The organism is Kribbella sp. DT2 (assembly GCF_049844575.1).
GTDB lineage: Bacteria > Actinomycetota > Actinomycetes > Propionibacteriales > Kribbellaceae > Kribbella.
This window is the reverse complement of sequence record NZ_JBNCLH010000010.1, coordinates 43,105-64,240: the sequence shown is the minus strand read 5'-3', so window position 1 is coordinate 64,240 and position 21,136 is coordinate 43,105. Positions and strand designations below refer to the sequence as shown.

Here is a 21,136-nt window from a genome sequence, read left to right as displayed (position 1 = left end):
CATCGGGGGCTTGCACCCAGGCTACGGGGACCTGCCCCCACCGTCCGTCTCAGATTGAGACAAGCGCAAGGGCTCGGACGGTGTCCGATAGCACCACGGCGCCCTCGGCGTCGTACCTGACCCTGACCGAGGAGGCAGACCGTGAGCAGGCAGAGTCTGAGCAAGGCCCATGCCAAGATCACCGAACTGTCCTGGGAGCCGACCTTCGCCACTCCCGCGACACGCTTCGGGACCGACTACAGCTTCGACAAAGCTCCGAAGAAGGACCCGCTCAAGCAGATCATGCGGTCCTACTTCCCGATGGAGGAGGAGAAGGACAACCGCGTCTTCGGCGCCATGGACGGCGCGATCCGCGGCAACATGTTCCGCCAGGTGCAGCAGCGGTGGATGGAGTGGCAGAAGCTGTTCCTGTCGATCATCCCGTTCCCGGAGATCTCCGCGGCCCGGGCGATGCCGATGGCGATCGACGCCGTACCGAACCCGGAGATCCACAACGGGCTCGCGGTGCAGATGATCGACGAGGTCCGGCACTCGACGATCCAGATGAACCTGAAGAAGCTGTACATGAACCACTACATCGACCCGGCCGGGTTCGACATCACCGAGAAGGCGTTCGCGAACAACTACGCGGGCACCATCGGCCGGCAGTTCGGCGAGGGGTTCATCACCGGTGACGCGATCACCGCGGCCAACATCTACCTCACGGTGGTGGCCGAGACCGCGTTCACCAACACGCTGTTCGTCGCGATGCCCGACGAGGCCGCGGCCAACGGCGACTACCTGCTGCCGACGGTGTTCCACTCGGTCCAGTCCGACGAGTCGCGGCACATCAGCAACGGGTACTCGATCCTGCTGATGGCCCTGGCCGACGAGGACAACCGCCAGCTGCTCGAGCGCGACCTGCGCTACGCCTGGTGGAACAACCACTGCGTCGTCGACGCCGCGATCGGCACCTTCATCGAGTACGGCACGAAGGACCGCCGCAAGGACCGCGACTCCTACGCCGAGATGTGGCGGCGCTGGATCTACGACGACTACTACCGCAGCTACCTGATCCCGCTGGAGAAGTACGGCCTGAAGATCCCGCACGACCTGGTCGAGGAGGCCTGGAACCGGATCTACAACAAGGGCTACGTGCACGAGGTGGCGCAGTTCTTCGCCACCGGCTGGCCGGTGAACTACTGGCGGATCGACCCGATGACGGACGAGGACTTCGAGTGGTTCGAGTTCAAGTACCCGGGCTGGTACAACAAGTACGGCAAGTGGTGGGAGAACTACAACCGCCTGCGCTACCCGGGCAAGAACAAGCCGATCGCGTTCGAGAACGTCGACTACGAGTACCCGCACCGGTGCTGGACCTGCATGGTCCCGGCGCTGATCCGCGAGGACATGGTCACCGAGAAGGTCGACGGCCAGTGGCGCACCTACTGCTCCGAGACCTGCGCCTGGACCGACATCAAGGCGTTCCGTCCTGAGTACGAGGGCCGCCCGACGCCGAACATGGGCCGGCTGACCGGGCACCGCGAGTGGGAGACGCTGCACCACAACCGGGACCTGGCCGACATCATCAAGGATCTCGGCTACGTGCGCGACGACGGTAAGACGCTGATCCCGCAGCCGCACCTGGACCTCGACGACCCGAAGAAGCTCTGGACCCTGGACGACGTCCGGGGGATCAACTTCGCCAGCCCGAACATCACCCTCAACGAGATGTCCGACGCCGACCGCGAGGCGCACCTCGCCGCGTACACGGCCGGCGGACCGGCCGGGCGTCCCGCCAAGGTCTGAGCCTCCCCCAGGCAGATCGGTGGCGGTGAACCCTGGCACCACTCGCCGCCACCGGTCGCCCGAGCCCCGAACAGGAGTCGTCGATGGGTGACAAGCACGTCGTACGGTTCGAGCCGGTCGACCTCGAGATGGAGGTCGACGAAGACGAGACCGTCCTGAACGCCGCGTTCCGGCAGGGCATCGCGCTGATGCACGGCTGCAAGGAGGGCCAGTGCGCCGCCTGCAAGTCGTTCCTGCTGGACGGCGACGTGCAGATGGACCGGTACTCGACGTTCGCGCTGGCCGAGTACGAGAGCGACGAGGGCTACATCCTGCTCTGCAAGTCGCACGCCTACTCGGACCTGACCGTCGAGCTGATCAACTACGACGAGGAGGAACTGCGCAACGCCGTACCGCTGCAGCACCTACGGACCACGATCGCCGCGATCGAACCGGTCACGCACGACATCGTCTCGCTGCGGCTGGACCTGGTCGAGCCGTCGGCCTTCACCTTCAAGCCCGGCCAGTACGCCGACATCGCGATCCCGGGCCACGACGCGCACCGGTCCTTCTCGATGGCCAACCTGCCGGACCAGCCGCTGGAGTTCCTGATCAAGAAGTACCCCGGCGGGCACTTCTCCGGGCTGCTCGACGGTGAGCTGAAGGTCGGTGACCCGCTCGAGCTCGACGGCCCGTACGGCACGTTCACGCTGAAGAAGTCGTCGGACCGCCCGATCGTGTGCATCGGCGGGGGAGCGGGGATGGCCCCGATCTTGTCGCTGCTGCGGCACGCGGTGCGGGACGGGATCGACCGGCCGATCCGGTTCTACTACGGCGCCCGGACCGAGAAGGACCTGTTCTACCTCGACCAGATCGAGGCGCTCGGGGCCGAGCTCGGTGACTTCGCGTTCGTCGGGGTCCTGTCGGAGAGCTGGCCGGAGGACTGGGAGCACACCGGCTTCGTGACGGAGGTGGTGCAGCGGCTGGAGCCAGGGCTGGCCGGGTGCGACGCCTACCTGTGCGGGCCTCCGCCGATGGTCGATGCGGGGATCGACCTGCTGGAGATGGCCGGCGTACCGCGGGAGCACATCCACTACGACAAGTTCACCACCTCGGTGGCCGAGTAGGAGACGGACATGACACAGACCAGCCCGGAAACCCAGAAGGAACGGAGCTTCCCGCACCCGGAGTTCACCGACTCCGAGGCCGGTGCGCTCACGTTCCCGAGCTCCACCAGCCGCAGCTACAACTACTACAAGCCGGCCAAGGCGCGGGCCACGACGTACGAGGACGTGACGTTCGACGTCCAGCCCGATCCCGAGCGGCACCTGTCGCAGGGCTGGATCTACGGCTTCGCGAACTCCCCCGGCGGCTACCCGCAGGACTGGACCCGGCTGCAGTCGTCGGACTGGCACCAGTTCCGCGACCCCAACGAGGAGTGGGAGAAGACGATCTACCGCAACAACGCGGCGATCGTCCGGCAGATCAGCCTCAGCCTGGAGAACGCCAAGCGGGCCAAGGCGTACAGCCACTGGAACCCGGCCTGGACCAAGTTCATCCAGCGCAACCTCGGCGCCTGGATGCACGCCGAGAACGGGCTGGGCATGCACGTGTTCACCGCCGCCCAGCGGTCGGCGCCGACGAACATGATCAACAACGCGATGGCCGTCAACGCGGCGCACAAGCTGCGCTTCGCCCAGGACCTGGCGCTGTTCAACCTCGACCTGGCCGAGTCCGAGATCGACTTCGACGGGAAGGTGCACCGCGACGTCTGGCAGAACGACCCGGTCTGGCAGGGCGTCCGGGAGAACACCGAGCGGCTGACCGCGATCGGCGACTGGGCCGAGGCGCTGTTCGCGACGAACATCGTCTTCGAGTCGCTGGTCGGCGTGCTGTTCCGGTCCGACCTGCTGATGCAGGTCTCGGCCCGCAACGGCGACTACATCACCCCGACGATCGTCGGGGCCGGCGAGAACGACTACAGCCGCGACCTGGGCTACAGCCGGGCGCTGTTCTCGATGCTGACCCGTGACGAGAAGCACGGCGAGGCGAACAAGGCCGTGCTCGGCGAGTGGCTGGCGACCTGGGTGCCGCAGAGCCTGCGCGCCGCCCACGAGCTGCAGCCGATCTGGTCGCAGCCCAACGAGAAGGTGGTCACCTTCGCCGACTCGCTGGCCGCCGCCAAGGACAGCTTCCGCACCGTCTTGTCCGACCTCGACCTCGAGATCCCGAAGGAGCTGGACCAGTGACGACGACCAAGGAGTTCGGTGCGGTCGACCGCTCGTTCTCGAACATGTGCGGCGTGACCTTGATGAACAACCAGAACGGTTACGTGGTGGCCGAGATCATGGGCCGCAAGGACAACGTGACGATCACCGAGTACCCGTCGATGATCCGCGTCGACGGCGTCGGCTCGATCACCTTCGACTTCGAGGAGATCTCCGACGCGCTCGGCGCCGAGTTCGACCAGTCCGACTTCGAGGAGATCATGTCCACCCACTACGGGCGGATGGTCCACTTCGACGACAAGACGATGCTCTTCTCCAGTCCGGAGGAGGCCGCGGAGTACATCGACTTCGACCTCGTCGAGGTCACCAGCTGAAACCCCTGGGCCCCGGTCGCCCGGGGCCCAGGCTGTTGCCTGCCAGGGAGGCAAGAACCATGTATGAGAGCAACGGCGAGAAGTACTACGTCGTCGACAGTCACGTGCACTTCTGGAACGGCCGGCCGGAGAACAACAAGAACCGGTACGGCGCGGGGTTCACGAACTGCTTCTACGACTACCACCGCAACCTGTCGCCGCAGGAGTACGTCTGGACGCCGGAGAAGTTCGGCGCCTACTCCGAGGAGGACCTGCTGCACGACCTGTTCGAGATCGGCTACGTCGACAAGGCGATCTTCCAGCCGACGTACCTGACCGACTTCTACGTCGACGGGTTCAACACCACCGAGCGCGACGGCGCGGTGGCCGAGAACAACCCGGGCAAGTTCATCACCAACGGCGCCTGGGACCCGCGCGACGGCGCCGAGGGCCTGGACAAGCTCGAGGAGCTGCACGCGCGCTGGAACCTGCAGGGCGTCAAGCTCTACACCGCGGAGTGGAAGGGCGACTCCAAGGGCTGGAAGCTGTCCGACCCGTCGGCCGAGCCCTACCTGCGCAAGTGCGTCGACCTCGGCATCACCAACATCCACGTCCACAAGGGCCCCACGATCTACCCGCTGAACCGGGACGCCTTCGACGTGCAGGACATCGACTACGCCGCCTCGATGTTCCCCGAGCTGAACTTCATCGTCGAGCACGTCGGCCTGCCGCGGCTCGAGGACTTCTGCTGGATCGCGACGCAGGAGCCCAACGTGTACGGCGGTCTGGCGGTCGCGATGCCGTTCATGCACAGCCGGCCGCGCTACTTCGCCCAGATCATCGGCGAGCTGCTCTACTGGATCGGCGAGGACCGGATCACCTTCGCCAGCGACTACGCGATCTGGCAGCCCAAGTGGCTGGTGGAGCAGTTCGTCGACTTCCAGATCCCCGAGGACATGCAGTCCGAGTACGGCGTGCTGACGCCCGACGTGAAGCGCAAGATCCTCGGGCTGAACGCGGCCAAGCTGTACGACCTCGACGTGCCCGCCGAGCTGCGGATCGTTGCCGACGACACCGACAAGCCGATCGGCTCCGCGCCGGTCCAGGTCGCCTGACCGAAAGGATCCACCATGGCCAAGGACCTCCGCTTCTCCGCCGACGCCCGGCAGCTGCTCGAGCAGGGCGTGAACGCGCTCGCCGACGCGGTCAAGGTGACGCTCGGCCCGAAGGGGCGCAACGCCGTCCTGGAGAAGCTCACCGGACCGCCGACCATCACCAACGACGGCGTCACGATCGCCCGCGAGATCCAGCTGCGCGACCCGTTCGCCAACATGGGCGCGCAGCTGGTCAAGGAAGTCGCGATGAAGACCAACGGCGTCGCCGGTGACGGGACGACGACGGCGACCGTGCTGGCCCAGGCACTGGTGCGCGAAGGGCTGCGCGCGGTCGACGAGGGCGCCAACCCGATGCAGCTGCGGCGGGGGATCGAGGAGGCCGTCGCGGTGGTCGTGAAGACGCTGCACGAACGGACCTCCGAGATCGGCGGCGAGACCGACCTGCTGTACGTCGCGACGCTGTCGGCCAACGACGACCCGGAGATCGGTGCGGTGATCTCGCAGGCGATGACCCGGGTCGGCAAGACCGGCGTGGTCACCGTCGAGGAGTCGCCGGCGTACGGGCTGAGCCTGAACGTCGTCGACGGCATCGAGTTCGACCACGGCTTCATCTCGCCGTACATGGTGACCGACAAGGAGCGGATGGAGACGGTCTACGAGGACCCGTACATCCTGCTCACCAACCAGAAGATCAGCCAGCTGCAGGACCTGATGCCGACGCTGGAGGCGGTGACGCGGTCGGGGCGGCCCCTGGTGATCCTGGCCGAGAACGTCGAGGGGCCGGCGCTGCAGATGCTGGTCAGCAACAACGTGCACGACACGTTCCGGTCGGTCGTCGTACGGGCTCCTGGGTTCGGGCACCGACGGGTCGCGGAGCTGGAGGACCTGGCCGCCGTCCTGGGCGGCCGGGTCGTCAGCGAGGACTCCGGGGTGAACCTGCACTCGGTGTCGACCGCCGACCTCGGCAGCTGCCACCGGATCACGATCACCGAGAACGGGACCACGATGGTCGGTGGCGCCGGCGCGGCCGAGCTGGTCGAGGCGCGGCTGCACCAGCTGGAGAAGGAGCTGGAGCGGACCGAGAACGAGCACGACCAGGACAACCTGAAGCTGCGGATCGCGCGGCTGGCCGGCCGGGTCGCGGTGATCCACGTCGGCGCGGCCACCGGGGTCGAGCTGAAGGAGAAGCAGCACCGCGTCGAGGACTCGCTGTCCGCCACGCGGGCGGCGCTGGAGGAAGGCGTGATCGCCGGCGGTGGTTCGGCGCTGACCCAGGCCCGTGACTCCCTGGACAAGCTCGAGCTCACCGGTGACGCCCTGGCCGGGCGCGAGATCGTCCGGCAATCGCTGGCCGAACCCCTGCGCTGGATCGCCATCAACGCCGGGTACGACGGCGACGAGGTCGTGAAGACCGTCGCGGAGTTGCCGGTCGGTCAGGGCTTCAACGCCCTCACCGGCGAGTTCGGCGACATGTTCGACTTCGGCGTGATGGACCCGGTCAAGATCACCCGCTCGGCGCTGGAGAGCGCGGCGTCCATCGCCGCCCTGCTGATCACCACCGAGACCGCCATCGTCGAGGAGGTGCTCGGCAACCCGGGCGCCATCATGGCCCCCGGCTTCGGCGACCTCGCCGAAGGCATGGTCCGCCCCTCGAACATCTACTGACCTGGATGACCCAACTGGCCCGCCCACCCCCGGCCCCCTCCGCCGGGGGTGGCGCCGTGTCGCGGCGGCCGCCACCCCGGCCCGGAGACCCCGTCACAGCAACAAGCCCGGGCCGCACGTGAGTGCAACCCGGGCTGTTCGGTGTTCGGTCGGTCAGAGCTTCGTGGTGTCGCCCGTGTCGAGCGGGGCGGCGATCGGGGCCGGGCCGCCGGTGATTCTGGCGCGGCGACGGCCGCGGCCTTCCAGCCACTTGGCCAGCAGCGACAGCAGGGAGCACAGGCCGATGTAGACGACCGCCACCACGAAGTACGTCGGGATGTAGGGGAAGCCGAACTCGAGCCGGCCGCCCATCTGCTTGGCGACGTACAGGAGCTCGTTGTAGGTGATGATGAAGCCCAGCGCGGTGTCCTTCAGCAGGACGACCAACTGGCTGACGATCGCGGGGAGCATCGCGCTGATCGCCTGCGGGAGCAGGATCAGCCGGACCACCTGGTTCTTGCGCAGGCCGGTCGCGTACGCCGCTTCGCGCTGGCCCTTCGGGACCGCGGCGATGCCGGCCCGGAAGATCTCCGCGAGCACCGAGCCGTTGTAGAGCGTCAGGCCCAGCACGACCGCCCAGAACGGCGACAGGCCGAGGTGGAACTGCAGGCTGCCGTAGTAGAAGAAGAACATCAGGATCAGCAGCGGGATCGCCCGGAACAGCTCGACGATCGCGGTCGCCGGCACCCGCAGGATCCGGTGGTCGCTGATCCGCGCCGCGGCGAAGACCGCACCGAACAGCACCGCCAGCACGGCGGCCAGCCCGGCCGCGCGCAGCGTGTTCAGCAGGCCCTTGAGCAGCTCGTTCTGGATCGCGGTGTACTGGAACTGCGCCCAGCGGCGGCTGTCGAACTGGCCGTTGACGGCCAGCCGGTGGATCAGCCAGGCGACCACGCCGAGCACGGCCACGACCACGATGACGTTGAGGATCCGGTTGCGGACCTTCGCCCGCGGTCCGGGGACGTCGTACAGGACCGAAGTCATCAGGCCACCGCCGTCCGGCGCTCGGCCCAGCGCTGCAGCAGCACCAGGGGAGTGATCAGGATCAGGAAGCCGATGGTGATCCAGACCAGCGTCAGCATCTGGTTCTCACCGCGCTCGGCCATCGCGGCCGGGATCGAGCCGGCCTCCAGCACCGAGAAGCCGGCGGCGATCGTGGTGTTCTTCAGCAGCGCGATCAGCACGCTGGCCAGCGGCGGGACGATCGCCCGGTAGGCCTGCGGCAGCACGACGATGGTCAGTACCTGCAGGAACGTCATCCCGACCGCGCGGGCGGCCTCGGACTGCCCGGGGGAGACGGTGTTGATGCCGGAGCGGACGACCTCGCAGACGAACGCCGAGGTGTAGATCGTCAGCGAGGTGACCGCGGCCCAGAAGAACGTCGGCAGGCTGAGCTGCATCTTCGCGGCACCGAAGAACAGGAAGGCGAACACCAGGGTCAGCGGTGTGTTCCGCAACGTGTTGACGTAGCCGGTGCCGATTCCGCGCAGCGCCGGGACCGGGGAGACCCGGAACCCGGCCAGCACGGTCCCGAGGACCAGACTCAGCAGAGCGGCGACCACGAACAGCCGGAGGGTGAGCCAGAACCCGTCCCGGAACAGTTCCCAGTTGTCGGTGAGGACCGAGAGCATCGCGACCTTCCAGAAGATGAGGGAAACGCGGCCCGGCCACGGTGCCGGATCGAGCCGGACACCGTGGCCGGGCGGTGGATCAGTACTTCTCGAGCGGCGGCGGCGTCGCGGCGGAGCCGGACTTGCCGAGCGTCTCGTCGTACACGGCCTTCCAGGTGCCGTCGGTGAACGAGGCCTCGAGGCCGGCGTTCACCTTGTCCCGCAGCGGCTTGTCGGCCAGCGGCAGGCCGATGCCGTACTTCTCGGTGCTGAACGGCTTGCCGATCACGCGGAGCTCGTCCGGCGCGTTCGCCGCGTAGCCCTTGAGGATCGCGTCGTCGGTGGTGACGGCGTCGGTCTTGCTGTCCAGCAGCTGCGACACGCACTCGGAGTAGGTCTTGAACTCCGAGATGTTCGAGGCCTCGGTGAGGTTCTCGTCCTTGACCTTCTGGATCGGCGTCGAGCCGGTCACCGAGCAGACCTTCTTGCCCTTCAGACCGTCCTTGCCGGCATCCATCGAGGTGTCGTCCTTGCGGACCATCAGGTCCTGGCCGGCGATGTAGTACGGCCCGGCGAACGAGACCAGCTTCTTGCGCTTGTCGGTGATCGAGTAGCTGCCGACGTAGTAGTCGATCTCGCCACCGGCGATCGCCGTCTCGCGGTTCGCGGACGGGATCTCCTTGTACTCGATCTTCTCCGGGTCGAAGCCGAGCTGCGCCGAGACCATCCGGGCGATCTCGATGTCGAAGCCGCAGCGCTTGCCGTTGGCGTCCTTGTAGCCCAGGTTCGGCTGGTCGGCCTTGATGCCGACGACCGGGTTGCCCCGCGCCTTGATCTTGGCGTACGTCGCACTGCCGGCCACGTCGGCCGCGGTCGCCACGTCGAACTTGTGCAGGTCACCGCAGTCACCGGTGGTGCTGCCGCCACCCCCGCTGGCCGCCGGTGTCCCGTCCTTGCCGCAGGCACCGACGGTGAGCGCGAGGGCCGCGACGCCGACAGCGGCGACGAGGTTGCGCATTCTCATTGGGAATCCCCTTCGTGTTTGTGGAGCGGTTGCGACCGGCTGGTGCGCCGGCGGGGCGTCTAGTGCTTGAGGATCTTCCCGAGGAAGTCCTGCGCGCGCCGGGAGGTCGGGTTGGTGAAGAACGTCTCCGGGTGGGCTTCCTCGACGATCTCGCCGTCGGCCATGAACACGACCCGGTTGGCCGCGCTCCGGGCGAAGCCCATCTCGTGGGTGACCACGACCATGGTCATGTTCTGCTTGGCCAGGTCGATCATCACCTCGAGGACCTCCTGGATCATCTCCGGGTCCAGCGCCGAGGTCGGCTCGTCGAACAGGATCACCTTGGGGTCCATCGCCAGCGCGCGGGCGATCGCGACCCGCTGCTGCTGGCCGCCGGACAGCTGGGCCGGGAACTTCTGGGCCTGGTTGGCCACGCCGACCCGCTCCAGCAGCTCCATCGCGCGCTGCTCGGCCTGCTTGGCGTCGAGCTTGCGGACCTTCAGCGGGCCGAGCGTGACGTTCTGCAGGATCGTCTTGTGGGCGAACAGGTTGAACGACTGGAACACCATGCCGACGTCGGCGCGCAGCTTGGCCAGGGCCTTGCCCTCGCTGGGCAGCGGCTGGCCGTCGAGCGTGATGGTGCCGGTGTCGATCGGCTCCAGCCGGTTGATCGCGCGGCACAGCGTCGACTTGCCGGAGCCCGACGGGCCGATCACGACGACGACCTCGCCCTTGCTGATGGACAGGTTGATGTCCTTCAGCACGTGCAGGTCACCGAAGTGCTTGTTGACGCCCGTCAGGGCGACCAGGCCGGTGCTGACCGGAACGGTGTTCGTCGAGGTGACGGAATCGCTCATGGCGTGAACCTAGCCGAGGCAAGGGTTGCCTCGCACGGCCCTCCGATTCCGCGGAGGTAACGATCTGCGACCACGAGCGCGGACCGTGACCGATCGGTCACAGCCCGCGTCGTGGACGTCGATGTCAGTGACCTCCGCAGCACCCACCGGCCGCCAGGGCCGGACCGACGGGCGGAGCCTGTACGGCGGCTTCGACGTCGGCGAGCATCCGCCGCCGGGCCTCCGGCGAGATCACCCGGCCGCGGGTGACGACGCTGTGGATCTTCCGGGTGTTGCGGATGTCGGTCAGCGGGTCGGCGTCCAGCACGACCAGGTCGGCGATCTTGCGCGGGGCAATCGATCCCAGGTCGTCGGCCATCCCCAGGAACCTGGCCGGCTCGGCCGTGGCGGCGTACAGGGCCTGGCGTGGAGTCGCGCCGGCGCCGACGAGCATCTCGAGCTCCTGGTGCAGGGCGAATCCGGGCACCATCCACGGCGTACCGGTGTCGGTGCCGGCCAGGATCGGGACGTCGTGGGCGAAGAGCTCGCGGACGAAGCGCTGGCGGTAGGCCCACATCTGGCGCTGGCGGGCGATTTCCTCGGGCGGCCGGTTCGCGCTGTAGAGGTTCTCCAGCACGTACTCGTAGGTTCCGATCGAGTCGGCGCTCAGGTACTTGCTGGTGGCCGGGTCGAGGCCGGTGTGGTCGGGCATGTCGAGCACGTTGTGCATGGTCAGCGTCGGGGTGACCCGGGTCCGGTTGCGGCGCAGCAGCCCGAACACGCCGGCGGCGCGGGCGCGGCTGAAGGAGTTCGCGGCGATCCACTCGATCGGGTGCACCTGACGGAACCAGCCGTTGTAGTCACCGGTTTTGATCGTGATCGCCCGCTGCATCCGGCGGACCTCGGCCTCACGGCTGGACACCGACAGCGCGAGCGCGTGGATGTGCTCGATGGTGCGCTGCCCGCCGTTGCTGACCTCCTGGACCGAGATCTGGTCGGGCCCGTGGCCGTGCACGGTCAGCTTCTGTCGCCGCGCCTCGTCGAGGATCGCCCGGTACGCCGTGGGGCCGAGCCGCGAGTAGACCTTCACGAAATCCGCGCCCTCGGCCTTCACCTGCCGTACGGCGGCGCGCGCGGACGCCTCGTCGTTCACGACCAGGACGTGCAGCAGGTTCGGGTCCCACAACGTCGGGTCGCCGTCGATGATCTGGCTCGCCACGATCATTCGCGGGCCGAGCAGCGTCCCGGCGTCGATCCGGTCGCGCCAGTCGTAGACGACCGGATCGGGCGCGGCCATCTCGCGGACGGTGGTCAGGCCGTTGGCCAGGTAGAGCGGCGGCGAGACGTGCTCGTCGCCGAGGCTGTGCACGTGCATGTCGGCCAGGCCGGGGATCACGAACTTCCCGGTCAGGTCGATCTCGGTCGCGCCGCGCGGGACCGGGAGGTGGCGGCCGACGCCGATGATCCGGTCGCCGCTGATCAGCACGGTCTGGTGCTTGGCGCGGTGACCGGTGGCGACGTCGATCACGGTGACGCCGGTGAGCGCGGTGATCCGGGTGGTCCCGACGGCGGCCACCGCGGCGCCGGGGGAGGAGGCGAAGGTGCCGCCGGCGACGACAGCGGCGCCTGCGACGGCGGAACGGGCGAGGAACTGACGGCGAGAACTGTTCATAGCCTCAACTGTCGTCGCGCGGCCGCCGTGGGTCAGGGGTGTAAAAGCCCCGACCCAGGTAGGGAAAACCCCACCCTCCGACGTACTCTTGGTGGCTGTTATGCGTACCTACGAAGTCCGCACCTACGGGTGCCAGATGAACGTCCACGACTCCGAGCGGCTGCGCGGCCTGCTGGAGGACGCGGGTTACGTCCGTGCACCCGAGGGCGACCAGGCCGACGTGGTCGTCTTCAACACCTGCGCGGTCCGCGAGAACGCCGACAACAAGCTGTACGGCAACCTCGGGCACCTGGCGCCGGTGAAGGCGAAGAAGCCCGGCATGCAGATCGCCGTCGGCGGCTGCCTGGCGCAGAAGGACAAGGCGACGATCACCAAGAAGGCGCCCTGGGTGGACGTCGTCTTCGGCACCCACAACATCGGCTCGCTGCCGGTGCTGCTGGAGCGGGCCCGGATCGCCGAGGAGTCCCAGGTCGAGATCCTCGAGTCGCTCGACGTGTTCCCGTCGACGCTGCCGACCCGCCGCGAGTCGCCGTACTCGGCCTGGGTCTCGGTCAGCGTGGGCTGCAACAACACCTGCACGTTCTGCATCGTGCCGGCGCTGCGCGGGCGCGAGAAGGACCGCCGCCCGGGCGACGTGCTGGCCGAGGTCGAGGCGCTGGTCGCCGAGGGCGTGCTCGAGGTGACGCTGCTCGGCCAGAACGTGAACTCGTACGGCGTGGAGTTCGGCGACCGGTACGCGTTCTCGAAGCTGCTCCGCGCCTGCGGTGCGATCGACGGGCTGGAGCGCGTCCGCTTCACCTCGCCGCACCCGCGCGACTTCACCGCCGACGTGATCGAGGCGATGGCCGAGACGCCGAACGTGATGCACTCGCTGCACATGCCGCTGCAGTCCGGGTCGGACCAGATCCTGAAGACGATGCGGCGCTCGTACCGGCGTGATCGGTACCTCAAGATCATCGAGGACGTTCGCGCGGCGATGCCGGACGCGGCGATCACCACCGACATCATCGTGGGCTTCCCCGGCGAGACCGAGGAGGACTTCCAGGGCACGCTGGACGTCGTACGGCAGGCGCGGTTCGCCGGTGCGTTCACCTTCCAGTACTCCAAGCGTCCCGGCACACCGGCGGAGTCGATGGAGGACCAGGTCCCGCGCGCGGTCGTCCAGGAGCGGTACGAGCGGCTGGTCGCGCTGCAGGACGAGATGGCCTGGTCGGAGAACAAGGCGCTCGTCGGCAAGTCGCTGGAGGTCTTGGTCGCGGAGGGCGAGGGCCGCAAGGACGCCGCCACCCACCGTCTGTCCGGTCGCGCTCGCGACAACCGCCTCGTCCACTTCGCCCTCCCCGAAGGCGTCGAGGCACCGCGACCGGGTGACATGGCAACAGTCGAGGTCACGTACGGCGCCCCGCACCACCTGGTCGCCGACGTCTTCGGTTCCGTACGCCGTACGCGCGCAGGAGACGCCTGGGAGCGACTGCAGGACGCCCCGGCGCCCTCGACTCCCGGCGTCATGCTCGGCCTGCCCACGATCGGAAAGCCGGCCCCCCTGGAGCCGGCCGTCGGTGGCTGCCAGGTCAACTGATGCTGAGCCCAGAGGCTGAACCTTTCGCCTCTGGGCGGGACGCGGACGTCTACTCGATCGACGACGAGTGGGTGCTGCGGCGGTACCGCGACGGTCATCCCGTGCGGGACGAGGCCGAGTTCATGCGGTGGGTAGGGAATCACGGGTATCCGGTGCCTGCAATTGGGCGGGTGGACGGGCCGGACATGGTGATTCAGCGGCTGAGCGGGCCGACGCTGGCTGATGCGGTGATCGCCGGTGACCTCGGGCCGGTGGAGCTGGGGGAGATGCACGCCGACCTGCACCGGCGGTTGCACGCGATCCCGGCGCCGAGCGGTGCCGCCGGGCAAGTGGTCATGCACGGCGACCTGCATCCGTACAACGTGATGCTGACCGCCGACGGTCCGGTGGTGATCGACTGGCGCAACGCCGAGCAAGGCCCGGCCGAGTTCGACATCGCGATGACGGCGATCATCTTCGCCCAGGTCGTGCTCGACCCCGCGTTCGCCGAGCTGTCCGAGTTGTTGCGCGAGGCCCTCAACTCCTACCTGGCGAACTCGATCGATCCGACCCCGCACCTCCCGACGGCCCTGGCGTCCCGCGGTCGCAACGTCACGCTCACCAAGGAGGAGTTGGCCCTGCTGCCGAAGCAGGACCAGCTCATCCGCTCGATGCTCTAATCGGTGAAGCCCTCGGCGATCACCGGAGGGAGGTTGCCCGTGCGCACGCCCTCCAACACCCGCGCCTCGTGCGGCACGACCGGGTCGGGCAGCCGGTCCAGTGGGTACCAGGCGAGACCGTCGGCCTTGCCGGGCTCCATCGACCTCGGCTCGCCGCTCCATCGCGAGGCGGTGAAGAAGAAGTCGATCCGCTCGTCGATCCACTCGCCGTTACCGCCCGTGCGGTGCATCGCGGTCAGCGGAACCAGGTCGGCCGGGTCGATCTCGACACCGACCTCCTCGAGCACCTCGCGCCGGGCCGCGGCCAGCACGGACTCACCCTGCTCGACGTGCCCGGCCGGGACGGCCCAGTAGCCGTCCATGTAGCCGGTGTTGGCCCGCAGCAACATCAGCACCTCGTCGCCACGGCGCAGGACGACGTACGCCGCGGGAACCACCTGAAATCTCTCCACCCCGGAACCCTAGACCGCCCCGCCGACAGGTGCTTGCCCTCGGCACCCGGGCGCGGACAGGCCGAAGGGCCGCGGGAGCGACTCCCGCGGCCCTTCGGTGCAGAAAGATCAGGCCGGCTTCGGCTTGTTCTCGATGTCGTCGTCCTGGCCGTCCAGACCGTCGAGACGGTCCTTGGCGACGTCGACGCCCTGGTCGATCTTGTCGCCGTACTTGCCACCGGTCTTCTGGTCGGCGAAGTCGCCGGCCTTGTCCAGGCCGCCGCCGACCTTGTCGCCGTGCTGGTCGACCAGGTCGGTCGCCTTGTCCTTCAGGCCCTCGGCCTTGCCCTTGAACTTGTCGAAGATGCCCATCTTGGGGTTCCCGTTCTTGCGTAGTGAACTGCTTACAGACAGCTAGCGGGATCTTCCCACCCGAACGGCCCCAGATGTGGGAGGTTGTTCAGTTTCCCCCGCCGCTTTCGACGTCGCCACCGCTCTCGACGTCCCCACCGCTTTCGATGTCACCACCGGACTTGCCCTTCGGGCCCCGCTCGACGTCTCCACCGCTGCGTTCGACGTCGCCGCCGCTGCGCTTCAGCTCCACGTCTCCGCCGCTCAGCTGCGGACCTTTGTCGATCGCGTCCTTGGCCGCCGCGGTCTCTTCCTCGAACTGGTTCGTCACTACGGGTTCCCTCCCGGGTCGTGGTCCGGCTTCACCTGCGTTCCTACCCCCACGCGGGGTTCTCCACAAGCCCCTCCTGATCACTCTTGTCCCAGAGTTCACCGCTTGCGTCACGCCGGGCGTCCGCACTGTCACACTGGACCGATGGCCGCACCACTCGTCGTCGCCGTCGTCGGTCCCACCGCGGCCGGCAAGTCCGACCTGTCCGTTGCTCTGTGCAAGCACCTGGGCGGTGAGGTGGTCAGCGCCGACGCCTACCAGGTCTACCGCGGCATGGACATCGGTACGGCGAAGATCACCGTGGCCGAGCGGGCCGGCGTACCGCACCACCTGCTCGACATCCTCGACGTCACCCAGACCGCGACCGTGGCGGAGTTCCAGCAGCTCGCGCGCGCGGCGATCGACGACTGCCTGCGCCGTCAGGTGGTGCCGGTCCTGGCCGGTGGTTCGGCGCTGTACGTCCGGGCGATCCTCGACGAGTTCGAGTTCCCCGGCACCGATCCGGTCGTCCGCGAGCGGCTCGAGCAGGAGCTCGCCGAGCACGGTTCCGGCCTGCTGCACAAGCGATTGGCCGAGATCGACCCACCGGCCGCGGAGCAGATCCTCCCGAGCAACGGCCGCCGGATCGTCCGCGCGCTGGAGGTCATCGAGCTCACCGGAGCGCCGTACGCCGCGACTCTGCCCGGGCACACCTCGATCTACCCCGGCGCCGTGCAACTCGGCCTCGACGTCCCACGGCCGGTGCTCGACGAGCGGATCGGCCGCCGGGTCGACCGGATGTTCGAGCAGGGTTTCGTCGACGAGGTGAAGGGCCTGCTCGACCACGGACTGCTCGACGGCCGTACGGCGAACCGCGCGCTCGGCTACCCCCAGGTGGTGAAGCTGCTGCGCGGTGAGCTGTCGGAGGCCGAGGCGCGGGAGCAGACCGCCCAGCAGACCAGGCGCTTCGCCCGGCGGCAGGATTCCTGGTTCCGCAAGGACCCGCGGATCACTTGGTTGCCCTACGACGCACCCGACCTGATCGGGCAGGCGATTCAGGCACTAAGAGGCAACCAAACCGCACCCGCCGACGTAGACAGGGTGGAAGAGGGCCTGGGGGCTGTCGATGCGAGGGGGTGACCGTGAGGCCGAGTTCCGTGAGTACGTGCTCGCGGACCGCACCCGCCTGCTGAGAACGGCGATGCTGCTCACCGCGGGGGACGTGCACACCGCCGAGGACCTGGTCCAGACCGCCTGCACCCGGGTCTACGTGCACTGGCACCGGATCCGGCACGAAGGTGCCGGGCCGTACGCGCACCGGATCCTGGTGAACGCCTTCCTGGACGAGCGTCGCCGGGCCGGCCGCCACCCCGAGCTGGTGACCGCGGACCCGCTCGAACCGCGGGAGCCCGACGTCACCGACCATGCCGACCTGATGGCGGTACGCAGCGCCCTGCTGGACCTGGCACCACGGCAACGCGCGGTCCTCGTGCTGCGCTACTTCCAGGATCTCGACGTGGCCACCTGCGCGCGGATCCTGGAGTGCACCGAAGGCACCGTGAAGAGCCAGACCGCGAAAGCACTGAAAAGACTGAAGGACCTGATGGCCGACGACCAGGCCTCGGGCCCGACGACCGGGAGTAGTTGACGTGGACGACGTGAAGAGGCTGCTGGAGCAGTTCGCCGACCGAGCGGTCGACGGCCTGCCACCGGCGGACGTGGACGCGGACGTGAGCCGCGGGCGCCGGGCGTTGCGCCGGATCAGGGCGCGCCGCCGGGTCACCGGGGTCCTGTGCGTGGCGGCCGCGACCACCGCCGTACTGGTGGTCGGCGACCAGGGGGAGTGGTGGGGTGGTGGCGAAGCGGAGGTCGCCACCGACGCCGCGACCACGCAGGCCCAGCCCCAGACACAGCCGCAGCCCGAGTCGGCGACGGCCGGCTCGGCCGCTCCGTCGGTCACGAAGGAGGAGACCTTCTCGACGTACTCGGCAACCGTCGTGCAGCTGGTCACCAACCCCAAGCCCTGGAACGGGATCGGCTGCAAGCTCACCCCGCTCGGCTGGACGGCCGCCCCGCAGAACGCGGACCAGCGCGTCGTGCTGACGCCACCGAGCGCGCGGACGGCCGACACCGGGTCCCAGCTCGAGCTGTTCACCGCCCCGGAGCCGCAGCCGTTGAGCGGGATCCGCGCGGTCGAGTCCGGCGGCAAGGTCTTCCACGTCGGCAGCACCGGCGGCCGTGAGATCGGCCAGGTCCAGCTCGGCGAGAGCTGGCTGGTCGCCAAGCTGCCGATCGAGCACAAGGACTGGAACGACGACCTCGTCCGCCGTTTCCTCGACTCCTGCACGGTGTCCTGACGCGCCAGAACTGGCGTAGACCTCTGCGTTCCGGTAGGCAGGGCCTGTCCCAGTACGCCGACCCCTGCGGAGGACCCCGGTGACACCGAAGAAGCTGGCCGCATCCCTGACCACGGGTGCGCTCGTCCTGACCGGCCTCACCGCCGGCGGAGTCTCTGCTCAGGCAACACCTCAGAGCCATGTGCCCAAGCCGCCCGCGAAGAACGCCACGGCGATCGGGTACGGCGGCGCCGTCGCCTCGGTCGACCCCGAGGCCACCAACGTCGGCATCGGCGTCCTGCGCCGCGGCGGCAACGCCGTCGACGCGGCCGTCGCGACCGCCGCCGCGCTCGGCGTCACCGAGCCGTACTCGGCCGGGATCGGTGGCGGCGGCTACTTCGTCTACTACAGCGCGAAGAACCGCAAGGTCTACACGATCGACGGCCGCGAGACCGCGCCCGCGGCGATGCCCGCCGACGCCTTCATCAACCCGGCGACCGGCGCGCCGTACACCTTCTTCCCCGACCTGGTCACCTCCGGCGTCTCGGTCGGCGTCCCGGGCACGCTCGCGACCTGGGACTCCGCGCTGAGGTCGTGGGGCTCGCTGCCGCTGAAGAAGGCGATCAAGCCGGCCACCGAGCTGGCCGACCGCGGCTTCGTGGTCGACGAGACGTTCCGCAGCCAGACGCTCGACAACAAGGCCCGCTTCTCGGCGATCGTGCCGACGGCGAAGCTGTTCCTGCCCGGTGGCGACGCACCGAAGGTCGGGTCGGTCTTCAAGAACAAGGAACTGGCCCGGACGTACGACCTGATCGGCAAGCAGGGCCCGTCCGCGTTCTACCGCGGCCCGCTCGCGGGCGAGATCGCGAAGGTCGTGAAGAGCCCACCGAAGACACCCGGGACGACGCTGCCGGTGATGCCCGGTCACGTGACGACGGCCGACCTCGCCAAGTACAAGGTGCTCAAGCAGGACCCGACCAAGGTCAGCTACGACGGCCTCGACGTGTACGGCATGGCGCCGTCCTCGTCCGGCGGGACGACGGTCGGCGAGGCCCTCAACATCCTGGCGCCGAAGAAGCTGTCGAAGCTGAAGACCCCGGATGCCCTGCACAACTACCTCGAGGCGTCGGCGCTGTCGTTCGCCGACCGGGGCGCGTACGTCGGGGACCCGAAGTTCGTCGACGTCCCGACCAAGCAGCTGCTGTCGAAGGGCTTCGGCGCCGAGCGGTCCTGCCAGATCGACCCGAAGAAGGCAGCCGTCAAGCCGGTCAAGCCGGGCTCGCCCGACGGTTCGTACGCCGCCTGCGCGCCGGGCGTGACGAAGGCCGAGCATCCGGACACCGAGGGCCTGTCGACGACGCACCTGGTCGCGTCGGACCGGTGGGGCAACGTCGTGTCGTACACGCTGACGATCGAGCAGACCGGTGGCTCCGGCATCACCGTCCCGGGCCGTGGCTTCCTGCTCAACAACGAGCTGACCGACTTCAGCGCCGTCCCGGACCCGGCCGACCCGAACCGGATCCAGCCGAACAAGCGGCCGCGGTCGTCGATGTCGCCGACCATCGTGCTCAAGCACGGCAAGCCGTTCCTGGCGCTCGGCTCGCCGGGTGGTTCGACGATCATCACCACGGTCCTGCAGACGCTGACCAACCGGCTCGACCGCGGCATGACGCTGCCCGAGGCAGTCGCCGCGCCGCGGGCGTCGCAGCGCAACACAGCTACCGTCAGCGCAGAACCGCCGTTCATCGACGCTTACGGCGCCGCGTTGAAGCCGTACGGCCACGTTCTCGTCCCGTCGGGTGATGCTCTCACCTCGGCGGCCGAGATCGGCGCTGTCGCAGCCCTGGAGTTCCTCCCTGGTGGCGGCTACCTCGCGGCAGCCGAACCGAAGCGCCGCGGCGGTGGCGCTGCCGGCACGGTGCACCAACTCTGGCCGCGCTGACTCCGAACGGCGATAGGCAGCACCTCTGCCGAGCGTCGTACCCCGGAAAGACAGCACCCCTCGCCACCGGGCGACGGGGGTGCTGTCATGCTCAGAGGCTGGTGATGATCGCGGCGAGTAGAGCCGCTCGCTCCGGCAGGCTCGCGGCAATGATCTGCTCGTGGGTCGCGTGAGCGCCCTGACCCACCGGGCCGAAGCCATCCAGGCTGGGCACCCCGAGCCAGCCCGTCAGGTTCGTGTCCGCAGCACCGGCCGCGACCGCGCCACCAACCTCCTGGCCAACCGAACGACCCGCGGCCGCGGCCGTCGCCAACAGCTCATCGCCTTCAGGAGAAGGCTGCCAGGCAGGCCGATTCGAGATCACCGACACCTGCACTCGAGCACCGTCCCGCACCGGCTCCAGCTTGCCGATCGACTCGAGCACAGCGCGCTCGGTCTCCGGATCGATGAAGCGGAAGCCGATGTCCGCCGACGCGGTCCCTGGTACGACGTTCGTCCGCCCGCCGCCGGAGATGGTGCCGACGTTGCACAGCACGTCGTCGAAGGACCCGACCACCGAACGTACGGCGATCAACTGGTCGACCAGTTCGTCGATCGCGGAGACGCCGGACTCCGGATCCAGCGCGGCGTGCGCCTCCCGCCCGGTGATCTCGATCCGGACCCGGCTGCTGCCCCGACGGGCGGTCTTCAGGTCGCCGTTCGGGTGCGGGGGTTCGAGCCCCAGAGCGGCGACCACCCCTTCCGACTCCGCGGTGACGAGTTCACGGGCGGAGGGTGAACCGACCTCCTCGTCGGCGGCGACCACGATCCGTACCGGCCGATGGTCGGCCCCTCGCTCCGCGATCAGCTGCAGTGCGGTCTCGAGGACGACCAGGCCGCCCTTCATGTCGAAGACGCCCGGCCCATGGACGATGCCGTCCTCCTCGCGCCAGGGCATCGGACCGTCGAGCCGGCCCACCGGCCACACCGTGTCGTGATGGGCCAGGAAGAGCAGCGGCGGCTCTTCGGCTCGTGGACCTCGGCCGGGCAGGTTCGCGACCACGTGATCGCCCGTTGCCGCGGGCACCCTTCGCGCGGTGCCACCGAGGCCGGCGTACCGGGCGATCAGGCCGTCGGCGAACGCGTTCAGCGCGTCCGCATCACCCGTCGGGGTCTCGTGCGCGACGTACTCGTGCAACCGCTCGAGCATCCGCGTGGCCTGTCCGGCTGCCGCCTGCTGCCATCCGTTCTCCATGATAGT

At 68.6% G+C, this 21,136-nt stretch carries 21 protein-coding genes; 12 read left to right on the top strand and 9 right to left on the bottom strand.

Annotated features, from left to right (window positions below; genetic code table 11):
• The first annotated feature begins 141 nt into the window (after positions 1–141).
• The 6 genes from ACLQ2O_RS34380 (at position 142) to groL (ending at position 7,128) form a co-directional block, all read left to right on the top strand.
• Positions 142–1,788 (top strand): aromatic/alkene/methane monooxygenase hydroxylase/oxygenase subunit alpha, encoded by a 1,647-nt coding sequence (locus ACLQ2O_RS34380; RefSeq protein ID WP_425840311.1) that lies wholly within the window; start codon positions 142–144, stop codon positions 1,786–1,788.
• 83 nt (positions 1,789–1,871) lie between these two features.
• A complete protein-coding gene (locus tag ACLQ2O_RS34375) occupies positions 1,872–2,894 on the top strand; it encodes an FAD-binding oxidoreductase (protein ID WP_425840309.1) in 1,023 nt (340 codons plus the stop codon).
• 9 nt (positions 2,895–2,903) lie between these two features.
• The gene (locus ACLQ2O_RS34370; RefSeq protein ID WP_425840307.1) at positions 2,904–4,016 is read left to right on the top strand and encodes an aromatic/alkene monooxygenase hydroxylase subunit beta; all 1,113 of its coding nucleotides are present in this window, start codon (positions 2,904–2,906) and stop codon (positions 4,014–4,016) included.
• Positions 4,013–4,369, top strand: coding sequence for a propane 2-monooxygenase effector subunit MimD (gene mimD / locus ACLQ2O_RS34365; RefSeq protein ID WP_425840304.1), 357 nt, complete (start codon positions 4,013–4,015; stop codon positions 4,367–4,369). The genes ACLQ2O_RS34370 and mimD overlap by 4 nt, the downstream gene beginning before the upstream one ends.
• A 59-nt stretch (positions 4,370–4,428) precedes the next feature.
• Positions 4,429–5,463 carry an amidohydrolase family protein gene (locus tag ACLQ2O_RS34360; RefSeq protein WP_425840301.1) on the top strand — a complete coding sequence of 345 codons (1,035 nt, stop codon included), beginning with the start codon at positions 4,429–4,431 and terminating at the stop codon, positions 5,461–5,463.
• Positions 5,464–5,478: 15 nt separating this feature from the next.
• The gene (gene groL / locus ACLQ2O_RS34355) at positions 5,479–7,128 is read left to right on the top strand and encodes a chaperonin GroEL (protein ID WP_425840299.1); all 1,650 of its coding nucleotides are present in this window, start codon (positions 5,479–5,481) and stop codon (positions 7,126–7,128) included.
• Between the two features lie 153 nt (positions 7,129–7,281).
• On the opposite strand, the gene ACLQ2O_RS34350 is transcribed toward groL, so the two are convergent.
• From ACLQ2O_RS34350 to ACLQ2O_RS34330, 5 genes are all read right to left on the bottom strand, one after another.
• Complete coding sequence (locus ACLQ2O_RS34350) at positions 7,282–8,151, bottom strand: amino acid ABC transporter permease (RefSeq protein ID WP_425840296.1); 870 nt, start codon at positions 8,149–8,151, stop codon at positions 7,282–7,284.
• Positions 8,151–8,798: an amino acid ABC transporter permease gene (locus tag ACLQ2O_RS34345; RefSeq protein ID WP_425840293.1), complete on the bottom strand. Its 648-nt coding sequence runs from the start codon at positions 8,796–8,798 to the stop codon at positions 8,151–8,153. Before ACLQ2O_RS34345 ends, ACLQ2O_RS34350 begins: the two co-directional genes overlap by 1 nt.
• 79 nt (positions 8,799–8,877) lie before the next feature.
• Positions 8,878–9,801: a glutamate ABC transporter substrate-binding protein gene (locus ACLQ2O_RS34340; protein WP_425840290.1), complete on the bottom strand. Its 924-nt coding sequence runs from the start codon at positions 9,799–9,801 to the stop codon at positions 8,878–8,880.
• A gap of 59 nt (positions 9,802–9,860) precedes the next feature.
• A complete protein-coding gene (locus tag ACLQ2O_RS34335; protein ID WP_425840980.1) occupies positions 9,861–10,589 on the bottom strand; it encodes an amino acid ABC transporter ATP-binding protein in 729 nt (242 codons plus the stop codon).
• Between the two features lie 172 nt (positions 10,590–10,761).
• Complete coding sequence (locus ACLQ2O_RS34330; protein ID WP_425840288.1) at positions 10,762–12,288, bottom strand: amidohydrolase family protein; 1,527 nt, start codon at positions 12,286–12,288, stop codon at positions 10,762–10,764.
• A 100-nt stretch (positions 12,289–12,388) separates the two neighbouring features.
• Between ACLQ2O_RS34330 and miaB the strand changes: the two genes are divergently transcribed.
• Positions 12,389–13,867 carry a tRNA (N6-isopentenyl adenosine(37)-C2)-methylthiotransferase MiaB gene (miaB, locus tag ACLQ2O_RS34325; protein ID WP_425840285.1) on the top strand — a complete coding sequence of 493 codons (1,479 nt, stop codon included), beginning with the start codon at positions 12,389–12,391 and terminating at the stop codon, positions 13,865–13,867.
• Positions 13,867–14,526, top strand: coding sequence for a phosphotransferase (locus ACLQ2O_RS34320; RefSeq protein WP_425840283.1), 660 nt, complete (start codon positions 13,867–13,869; stop codon positions 14,524–14,526). Before miaB ends, ACLQ2O_RS34320 begins: the two co-directional genes overlap by 1 nt.
• Here the strand turns inward: ACLQ2O_RS34320 and ACLQ2O_RS34315 are convergent.
• From ACLQ2O_RS34315 to ACLQ2O_RS34305, 3 genes are all read right to left on the bottom strand, one after another.
• On the bottom strand, positions 14,523–14,978 hold the full coding sequence (locus ACLQ2O_RS34315) for an NUDIX hydrolase (protein WP_425840280.1): 456 nt from the start codon (positions 14,976–14,978) through the stop codon (positions 14,523–14,525). The two genes, ACLQ2O_RS34320 and ACLQ2O_RS34315, sit on opposite strands and share 4 nt — an antisense overlap.
• Positions 14,979–15,086: 108 nt before the next feature.
• Entirely contained in the window at positions 15,087–15,329 is a 243-nt protein-coding gene (locus tag ACLQ2O_RS34310) for an antitoxin (protein ID WP_425840277.1), read from the bottom strand.
• 88 nt (positions 15,330–15,417) lie between these two features.
• Entirely contained in the window at positions 15,418–15,639 is a 222-nt protein-coding gene (locus tag ACLQ2O_RS34305) for a hypothetical protein (protein WP_425840274.1), read from the bottom strand.
• A 144-nt stretch (positions 15,640–15,783) separates the two neighbouring features.
• Here ACLQ2O_RS34305 and miaA point away from each other — a divergent pair, with 144 nt between their 5' ends.
• The 4 genes from miaA to ggt all read left to right on the top strand — a co-directional run bounded on the left by miaA (position 15,784) and on the right by ggt (position 19,896).
• Complete coding sequence (miaA, locus tag ACLQ2O_RS34300; protein ID WP_425840271.1) at positions 15,784–16,758, top strand: tRNA (adenosine(37)-N6)-dimethylallyltransferase MiaA; 975 nt, start codon at positions 15,784–15,786, stop codon at positions 16,756–16,758.
• Positions 16,745–17,266 carry a SigE family RNA polymerase sigma factor gene (locus ACLQ2O_RS34295; RefSeq protein ID WP_425840268.1) on the top strand — a complete coding sequence of 174 codons (522 nt, stop codon included), beginning with the start codon at positions 16,745–16,747 and terminating at the stop codon, positions 17,264–17,266. Before miaA ends, ACLQ2O_RS34295 begins: the two co-directional genes overlap by 14 nt.
• Position 17,267: 1 nt before the next feature.
• On the top strand, positions 17,268–17,975 hold the full coding sequence (locus ACLQ2O_RS34290; protein ID WP_425840266.1) for a hypothetical protein: 708 nt from the start codon (positions 17,268–17,270) through the stop codon (positions 17,973–17,975).
• Positions 17,976–18,054: 79 nt separating this feature from the next.
• Positions 18,055–19,896 (top strand): gamma-glutamyltransferase, encoded by a 1,842-nt coding sequence (gene ggt, locus ACLQ2O_RS34285; protein ID WP_425840264.1) that lies wholly within the window; start codon positions 18,055–18,057, stop codon positions 19,894–19,896.
• 91 nt (positions 19,897–19,987) lie between these two features.
• Here the strand turns inward: ggt and ACLQ2O_RS34280 are convergent, their stop codons facing one another.
• Positions 19,988–21,130, bottom strand: coding sequence for a M20/M25/M40 family metallo-hydrolase (locus ACLQ2O_RS34280; RefSeq protein ID WP_425840262.1), 1,143 nt, complete (start codon positions 21,128–21,130; stop codon positions 19,988–19,990).
• Positions 21,131–21,136: the final 6 nt, after the last annotated feature.